Source organism: Streptomyces sp. 8L (assembly GCF_020176795.1).
Classification (GTDB): domain Bacteria; phylum Actinomycetota; class Actinomycetes; order Streptomycetales; family Streptomycetaceae; genus Streptomyces.
The window spans coordinates 1-7837 of record NZ_JAIUKE010000298.1 but is presented as its reverse complement, the minus strand read 5'-3'; the positions used below and the strand labels follow the sequence as shown (position 1 = coordinate 7837).

The following is a 7837-nucleotide window of genomic DNA, read 5'->3' as shown; positions in this document are numbered from 1 at the left end:
TGACCATGAACCGTCCCGCTACACTCCCACCGCTCGACATTCACCCAGGTCAAGCCTCAAAGTACTGCTGGAGTACTAAATTCGAAGACCCCGTTCGCTTGGGCAATCAACCCGGTATGTCCGGTTTTGCTCGGCTGTTCGCTGTGACGAAGGATTTCCGGGCGTTGAGTCTCATCTCGTCGGCCGTGTCGGAATGAGGGCCGCATCGGGAATGAAGGCTGATGGCCGACGGTACAGCTGGGAGCTGGACATGCGTTCCCTTGCCGGTCGAGGCCATTGACATCCTCGCGCGCCAAGCGCCTGAGTTGAGCGAAGCCCTTGCGTGTGCCCTGGAGGGGGCTCTGCCCTGCCTGATCCTGCGCGGAAGGTCTTCGTCGACGATCGCCCGGTCGAGCCCACGATTGAAAGCGCGCACGTGAGATCCATGACAAATGCAATGTATGGCCCCAGTGTTCTGAACTCGACCGCATTGCGCACGAAGCCGATAGCGGTGCTGTACCAGGAAATCGCACCACCGTCGTTGGACGGAGCGGTCAAGCCTTCGAATCCCTTCGGGTATCGGGATTCATCGGCGGACATCGCCTTCTCGCTGGCGCGGTCGGGCTGCGACGTGGTGACCCCGGTAGGTAATCCAGAACCAGACGTCGAGGCGGACTGGACGTTTCCGGATTCGCTTGACGGTATGAGCGCGGCTGTTTCTGCCGGCGCGGAGGTATTCTGGGCCAACACCAGTCTGTTCAACGAGCATCCCATCGGCGAGTTGGGGCGCCTCAATCGTCTTCGAGTCGTGGGGCAGCCGCTCGTAACGGTCGAACGCTTTGAAGACAAGCACGTATGTCACGCCGCGCTCAGCGCGATCGGAATCCCCGTTCCCCGGCAAGCCCTGGTGAGCTTGACCGACCGGAGCGAACCGACTCCGGGCACAGTGGAGAAGGCGGTCTCGGCGCAGGGGCTTAATTTCCCGGCCATGGTCAAGCCGCGCCGTGGCCGTGGCAGCGCCGGTGTGAAACTCGTCGATTCCGTCGCTGCGGCGGCAGAGCACATCGAGTCCCTGCGGGGGCCGAAATTCGGCAGCAAGTTCCTCATCGAGGAGTACCTGCCCGGCGAAGAGTGGGCGGTGACTGTCATGCCGCCAGGTACCTATGAGACGCGCGACGGTGTTTTCTCCGAATCTGACCCGTGGCCTCTCCCGCCGGTTCTGAGGACTGACCACCGGGAGGGGGTCATGCCGTTCAGTGGGATCGTACCCGTCGAGTCGAACAGTGCGCCCGTCGAAGACCTCGGCCGGTTGCGGGACTTCAAGCAGGCGTGTATAGAAATCGCACGATTCCTGAGGATCACCGCGCCGATCCGGATTGACTGCCGAGGAGACGTCAATGATTCCATCAAGGCTATTGACATCAATATGAAGCCCAGCATGACCGGCCCGGGACGGCCGGGACGGGAGCGGATGACCAACTTGTCGGCCCTGGCCGCCGAGGTGATCGGCTGGACGTACGTCGACCTCCTTGCCGCGATGGCGGCCAACGCCGTCCCGATCGGAAGGATCACGGAACCGGTGTCTTCCGCCACGATGTTCCTTCACTGATCCGGCGGTTGGTTCCGCCGCGGTAGGTGGTGAGCGGATGAGAGTGAGGTTGCGAGATGGGCGATTCCATGGCCGGTAGGGGCCGGCGCGGCTGTTGCGCGTTGATCCGGGCAGCGCGGCGGGTCGACGCGGGAGGTGCGCCGGCATGACCGAGCTGGAGCAGCTGACCGCCGCGATCACGGCACTGATCGCGCCACCCGGCCCCGACGAGGCCGACCGGCTCGTGGACCTCCTGACCGACGCTGTCGGGCTCGCATGGCTCGGGCAGCCAACGGAGCCGGTACGCAAGGCGGGTGCCGCTCTCGGTCAGGCGGATACCGTCGAGCTGCGCGCCTATCTCAACGGGGCGGCGATCCATGCGCTCGACTTCGACGACACCCACGAACCGTCCCTGTGCCACACGGGCGCGGTCATGGTGCCCGGCCTGCTCGGCCTGGCCGCGGCCACGCACCGGTCAGGCCGCGACGTATTCACGGCGTTCGCCGCGGGGCTGCGTTTCGTCGACCTGATCGCGCCCCTGGGGCCGCTGCTCAACCAGCGCGGACTGCACTCCACCGGCATCGTCGGCACGCTCGGTGCGGCCGTCGCCGACGCCGTGCTGCTCGGCGGCGAACCGCCGGTCGTGACGGCCGCTGTCGAGATCGCCGCGACCATGGCCGCGGGCCTGTGCGCGGCCTTCGGCTCGGAGATGAAGCCGCTGCAGGCCGGGCGGGCGGCGGAGGCGGGTGTGCGGGCCGCTTCGCTCGCTCGCCACGGCCTGACGTACCCGGCGCAGGCACTGCTGGGTCCTACGGGCGTGATCCCCCTGCTGCTCGGCCCGCAGGCCGCCGACCGCCTCGACTGGAAGGCGGCGGGCGATCAGGCGATCACGAACGTGGCCGTGAAGGCCTACCCGTCCTGCTACCTGACGCACTCGGCCATCGACGCCGCGACTCAAGTGCGCGACCGGCTCGGCATCAGGACAGGGCACGACATCCGGTCGGCGCGGCTCACGGTGCACCCCATCGCGACGGAACTTGCCGACAAGACGAGCGCGGATTCCGAACTTGAGGCCAAGTTCAGCCTTCGCTACTGCCTGCTGGCCGCGCTGACCGGTGACACGATAGGGATCGGCACGTTCACCCGCGCCGGGCGGGCCGGCGTGCTCACGCACGGCCCCGCCTGGACCGACTGGCTGTCCCGCGTCCAGGTCGTGGCGGATCCCATGTCGACCCGGCTGCGGGCCGTGCTCGACATCGAGCACGTGGACGGCCACCACGCACGGGCCACCGTGGCTGGCCCCAGGGGCGGAATCGGCCGCCCTCTCCACCGCGCCGAGGTACGGGAGAAGTTCCTGTCCAACTCGACGGCCGGCCCACAGGAGGCCGCCGATCTGCTGAGCCGTGTCGACGCCGTCGCCGACGCGGCGGATCTGGCGGATCTGCCGCCGTTGCTTCCCAACTGACCACACCCCGGGGTGGTTGGTGGCAGGCATCATCGAACCGCGCCGGAGAACAGCGTGGTTGGACTGGCGACCGGTGGGGTCGCCCTGGACGCCGTCCACCATCAGCGAGGTGAGGTCCCGCCTCCGGCGCCGAGCGTCTTGGCTTCTCGCCCCCGGGGCGCCGCGCGGTCGGCACTCAGCCGGAGTGCGTTTCCAGGGCGTCGATGATCTCGGGCCGGGGCTCGCGGGGCCGATCGTGGCCCATGCCGGGATCAGCCGGAGCTTCGCCCCGGGCACCAGGTCCGCGGCGCGTCGGCCGCCGCTGGGGCCGCCCTGGACTCCGTCCACCGTCGCGCCGAGCTGACGCCCTGCTCCGGTCGGGTAGTGCGCATGGTCGTGACTGTCGGCTGCCGGCTCGCGAGAGACCGCGGGGTCGCCCTCGATCGCGGGCGGGGCCTGACTCCGGCTCGCGCGTGGCGGTCGAAGGGCGCCCCGGCGGTTCCAGCCCGGAGAAAGGCCCGTCGCGCGTACGAGAACCCTGTCAGCACCTTCACGAGTACAGCCCGGGCGTGATCAACGGCTTGGCATCAACCGCTTCTCCAGCCCCAAGTCCGCGCCACAGCCCTATGGTTGGCTGATGCGTGCACACCCTGTTGACCGCCCGGCCGACCTCGACCTCGTTCGTGAGTCCTATGACCGCGTAGCCGACAACTACGCCGACATGGTGGTGACGAAGGGAATCGGCGACATCCGTCGTCATCCTTGGCTCAAGGCGTCCATCGACGCTTTCGCTGACACCGTGGGGGATCTCGGCCCTGTCCTCGACGTCGGCTGCGGCCCCGGAACGGTGACCGCGTACCTCGCCGAACGCGGGCTCGACGTGTCCGGGGCGGATCTCTCCCCCCGCATGATGGGTCTTCGAATTTAGGCGGGGTGGAGGTGTCCGCGGGCTCGGCGGGTGGTGACGCAGCGTGTGCGTAGGCGTTGGTTGGCGGGGTTGCGGAAGCCGTGGGCGGTTCGGGCAACGAGCTTGATCACGCGGTTGATTCCTTCGCTTTTGGCGTTGCTGCGCCCGGTGGCGATGAACGCGGCGCTCTCGGGCCACCAGCGATCGACGGTGGTGACGAGCTGGCGGACTTCGGGGATCTCGGAGTCGGCGCACCAGGTGAGGAACTTGTAGCGCAGGCGGCCGATGCGGTCGTGGCCGGCCCCGGTGCGGGCGCAGGCGAGCAGGTCTCGCAGCCGTTCCTTGGCGATCCAGGCGGTCAGCAGTGTCATCCCGATCGTCCCGGCGTCGATCAGCGCGTTCCACATGGTGCTGAACTGGGTGTCGGTGACGTCCATCACCGTGGGCCACGACAGCCGAAGGTCCCGGGCCGCCTGGACAACGGTGGACCCGGCGTCACGCACCCGATGCCCGGCGGCGTTGCGCAGCCGCTCGGTGATCCTCGCCCCGGCCGGGACCTGGCTCACCTGCTCGGTGAAAGTCCGGTGCGGGCAGGCGGGCTCGGTGCAGTACCAGCGGCGTTTGCGCCACACCAGCTCCAGCTTCCGCTCGCCGTAGGGCAGATCCCGCGGCCGGGTATGCGCGAAACCCTCGCTCCGCCTGGCGAACACCCCGCAGGTGGGACATGCCCGCGCTGCCTCGTCGGCCGTGGCCAGGTGCACCCGCCGGGTGCCGTCAGCGAGCCGCTCGACTCTGGTCACGGCCAAGCCGTCCAGGTCCAGCAGCAACGTCGTATTGTTGTCCAAGCCCGTGTGTCCAAGTGATCAAGCTGCGTAGAGAACCATCATGATCACCCACGACCACGGGCATCCTGCATCCAGGGCCAACTCACCTGACGCTCACCGTCCGTGACAGCCGACATGCCATCAGCAGCCACGGCCCCGGTTAACTTCGAAGACCCGTCAACCTCAGCCTGAAACACCCCGTGCAGACCCGGGCCCTGCACGCCTGGTTCCGGCGGCACCACGCCGTAGCAGCCCTCCTCCCCTCAGCGCCGCCTACGTGCACGGTGTCTGAAGCGAGGGCATCCGTGGGGGAGACGGCCGTTCACCCAGGCCGTCGCCGAGGGGAGTTCTTCGATACGCGCGGCGGCGTCGATAAAGCGGTCGTGTGCGGCTCGCGCGGTATCCTGTGCCGAGGTGAGTTCTCCGATACTGGCGGCGTCGACCATGTCATAGGTGGCGACGACCATCGCCTGTGCCGCGGCGTGGATGGCTGCGTCGGGCACGAGGAGGCGCAGGGCAACCAGGGGGCGCGTGATGGCGGAGCGGGTCCCGTGAGATTCGGTTCGTAGTTCTTCCAGCACGTCGTTGCTGGCGCCGCGCAGCCGAGCCTCCCCGCGCATCCATAAGGCCCGACGATGGTCGGAACCTGCCGAGGCCAAGGCGGTCACCGCATCGAGGCGGTCGCGGCGTAACTGTGCGGAGGCGGCGGCCCGTTCGGCGCGCCCTGCTGCCAGGTGTTGGAATGTTCCGGTGACGATTGATCCGAGGAGCGTTCCTATGACGGCGAGGACAGTGGCGGTCATGGTCTTCTTCCTGGGGGAGCGGCTGGTGTCCGACGGGTGAGGCACGGCTTGGCCTGCGGGAGTCGGACGTGGGGGCCTGGCGGCGCGCTCGGTAGGCGCTGGCCGATGGGTCGGGGCGGGCGCGTGTCGGACGTCGTGTCATACCCGCTGCTCGCGGGCGGGAGCGGGGCAGGTGGGGCGAACTGGTAGGCCGCGAGGACCGGTGCGGTGCCGGGTGACACGATGCCGTGTTCCCATGCGGTTCGGTACATGGCGGCGAGCTGTCCGACGGCCTGTCGGACGGCGTCGGTGAAGTTGGGCCCGGTGCTCATCAGGTCGGCGAGGTCGGCGGCGAGTGCGTCGTCGATGCGCAGCGAGGGCCGGCTGCCGGCTGCGGGCGGGGAGGGCTTCTTGTTCTGGCCAGGGTTGCTGCTGGTCATGGCGGGTTGTTCCTGTCGGGTTGGCGGGCCTGGACGGCACGCGAGGTGCAGTATGGGCCCGCGCTGCTGTCTGCCCCTGGTCCGCTGTCGGCGTGCTGCTCCGGCCGGATTGCTGAGGGGCGACCGGGGTGAGTCAGGCGCGGCGGCGCTGGCGGCGGGCTCCATCCCTTTGCTCGTTTCCTCGCACGGGTTGGCTTGCGGGATGGCGACACGATCGGTCTGTTGGACGGTCCTCGTAGGGTGGAGTGGCTGGGTGGGCTCGTCCATGTGTGAGGTGGGGTGTCTCCTTGGTGGTTGTCTTCAGCGACGGCGGCTGGACGTGCGTTCGGCTGGCGGGGCTGTGGCCGGGGGAGAGGGCCGCAGCGGGATGCTGTTGGGCCGTGCTGTGCGGTCGCTGCCGTGAGTGCCGGCCTTCTGGGTGAGGTTCTCGGTGAGAGTCGCCAGGAGTGAGCTGGGGGTGTGTGGCGAGGCGGTGAGGGTCCAGGTCGCCTCTTCGAGGCTGGGGCCCGCCCACACGGTCCAGGTATCGAGATTGTCGTTGGCGCGCTGGGCGGTGAATGCGTCGAGTTGGACTCCGGCGTCTGCGCCTGGAGCTGTCCAGCGAATGCAGCGTCCTTCTATGGCGGGGTGCCACCCGGCGTCGATGAGGGGGCGTGTGGCGGTGTTGACCGTTTCCTCGTCCAACGAGGCACCGGTGGCCCTGTCCCGGCGGTGGCCGTCGCTGAGGTCTTCCAGAAGGTTCTGCAGTATCGCTTCGGGGGTGGCACCGGTCGCAGTGAGGGCCCAGATCCGCTCGGAGACGGGAGTCTCGTACGCCGCCACGATCCACGCTATCTGGCCTGCGCGGGCTTCGTGGATGCGCTCGATGCGCAGGGTCTGGGATTCGTGGATGGCGTGGGTAGTTTCGTCGGACCAGGTTCGCCATCGCTGCCAGTCGCCGTGGGCGGCGAGGAACCTGTCGAGGAGGGCATCGTGGTTGCCGGCGTCGGCCGCGTATGCGGGGACGGTCTCTTCTGTGGGGGGTATCGCGGCGGGGAGGGTGAGGGGCTTACGGGCTTCGGCAGCGGCGCGTTCGGTGTCGGTTGGAAGCGCTGGGCCGGGGCGCATCTCGCTGCCGTGGACCTTTTCGAAGGCGCTCAGGGCCTTGGCGGGCGAGTCGAAGGTGTCGGCGATCTGGCGCAGGTGGTCCTCGCCGTGCAGGTAGACGGACGTGCCGCCGCGGTGGAGGTAGGTGCCGACGGCGACGGTGGTGTGGCCGTCGTGGGCGTGGGCGTGGATGAGGAGGTGGCCGTGGCGGATGTCGTCGTAGATTTTCTGGGCCTGGTCGGAGACCTCGCGGATCTCGCTGCGGGTGCACCAGGGCATGGGGTAGGTGGCCCAGGTCCATTCCTCGTCCATGGCTTCCCGCAGGCGCGGGGTGATCTCGACGGTGCTCCCTCCCGCGGTCAGTTCCCGGGCTGCCTGCTCGGCGTAGTAGGGCTCCTCGTGGTCAATGCGGGCGAGCACCAGGGTGTTCGGGGCCACGACGCTCCAGTTGCCCGCCTCCAGGCCCACGTGGGGGATGTGAGCCTGTGAGCCGGTCAGAATGGCTGTCACCGCGCTGGGGTGGGTGGGGTGGAGATCGAAGCGGACGTGCGCGTCGAGGGAAGGGTTCGTCACGAAGGGGACTCTCTTCTGCTGGTCGTCGCCTTGTAGGAGTCCGGCGGTCAGCGGGCGGGTGAGCGGGAGTTGTGCGCGGCGCGGGGAGGCGTGGTTCGTGGCGGCCCGGCCCGGGGCGTGCTGGTGGCTGGCGGGGGGGGGGCCGGGGGGGCCCCCCCGGCGGGGGGGGGGGGGGGGGGGGGGGGGGGGGGGTGGAGCAGCGCGTGCCACGACG

7 protein-coding genes and 1 pseudogene are annotated in these 7837 nt (G+C 68.8%); 4 read left to right on the top strand and 4 right to left on the bottom strand.

Features of this window, described 5'->3' with window-relative positions; genetic code table 11:
* The 4 genes and pseudogenes from LCE31_RS23585 to LCE31_RS23565 form a co-directional block, all read left to right on the top strand.
* A partial coding sequence (locus LCE31_RS23585) for a hypothetical protein (protein ID WP_225017326.1) occupies positions 1-197 on the top strand: 197 nt, incomplete at its 5' end.
* A 293-nt stretch (positions 198-490) separates the two neighbouring features.
* Positions 491-1588, top strand: a complete 1098-nt coding sequence (locus LCE31_RS23580; protein ID WP_225017324.1) for a hypothetical protein — start codon at positions 491-493, stop codon at positions 1586-1588.
* A gap of 145 nt (positions 1589-1733) precedes the next feature.
* Positions 1734-3032 carry an MmgE/PrpD family protein gene (locus LCE31_RS23575; protein WP_225017322.1) on the top strand — a complete coding sequence of 433 codons (1299 nt, stop codon included), beginning with the start codon at positions 1734-1736 and terminating at the stop codon, positions 3030-3032.
* 616 nt (positions 3033-3648) lie between these two features.
* Positions 3649-3924: pseudogene (locus tag LCE31_RS23565) on the top strand (methyltransferase domain-containing protein); the annotation flags it as partial.
* Between the two features lie 11 nt (positions 3925-3935).
* Here the strand turns inward: LCE31_RS23565 and LCE31_RS23560 are convergent.
* The 4 genes from LCE31_RS23560 to LCE31_RS23545 all read right to left on the bottom strand — a co-directional run bounded on the left by LCE31_RS23560 (position 3936) and on the right by LCE31_RS23545 (position 7623).
* Positions 3936-4763 carry a transposase gene (locus LCE31_RS23560; RefSeq protein WP_225017317.1) on the bottom strand — a complete coding sequence of 276 codons (828 nt, stop codon included), beginning with the start codon at positions 4761-4763 and terminating at the stop codon, positions 3936-3938.
* Between the two features lie 242 nt (positions 4764-5005).
* Positions 5006-5545 carry a hypothetical protein gene (locus LCE31_RS23555; RefSeq protein ID WP_225017296.1) on the bottom strand — a complete coding sequence of 180 codons (540 nt, stop codon included), beginning with the start codon at positions 5543-5545 and terminating at the stop codon, positions 5006-5008.
* Positions 5542-5964 carry a hypothetical protein gene (locus tag LCE31_RS23550; RefSeq protein ID WP_225017294.1) on the bottom strand — a complete coding sequence of 141 codons (423 nt, stop codon included), beginning with the start codon at positions 5962-5964 and terminating at the stop codon, positions 5542-5544. The genes LCE31_RS23555 and LCE31_RS23550 overlap by 4 nt, the downstream gene beginning before the upstream one ends.
* Before the next feature lie 300 nt (positions 5965-6264).
* Positions 6265-7623, bottom strand: a complete 1359-nt coding sequence (locus LCE31_RS23545; protein WP_225017292.1) for a DUF317 domain-containing protein — start codon at positions 7621-7623, stop codon at positions 6265-6267.
* Positions 7624-7837 lie beyond the last annotated feature (214 nt).

Bases quoted from the DNA above. Each gene is read 5' to 3' on its own strand.
- LCE31_RS23575 (WP_225017322.1), top strand. From the start codon at position 1,734: ATGACCGAGCTGGAGCAGCTGACCGCCGCGATCACGGCACTGATCGCG.
- LCE31_RS23555 (WP_225017296.1), bottom strand. From the start codon at position 5,545: ATGACCGCCACTGTCCTCGCCGTCATAGGAACGCTCCTCGGATCAATC.
- LCE31_RS23550 (WP_225017294.1), bottom strand. From the start codon at position 5,964: ATGACCAGCAGCAACCCTGGCCAGAACAAGAAGCCCTCCCCGCCCGCA.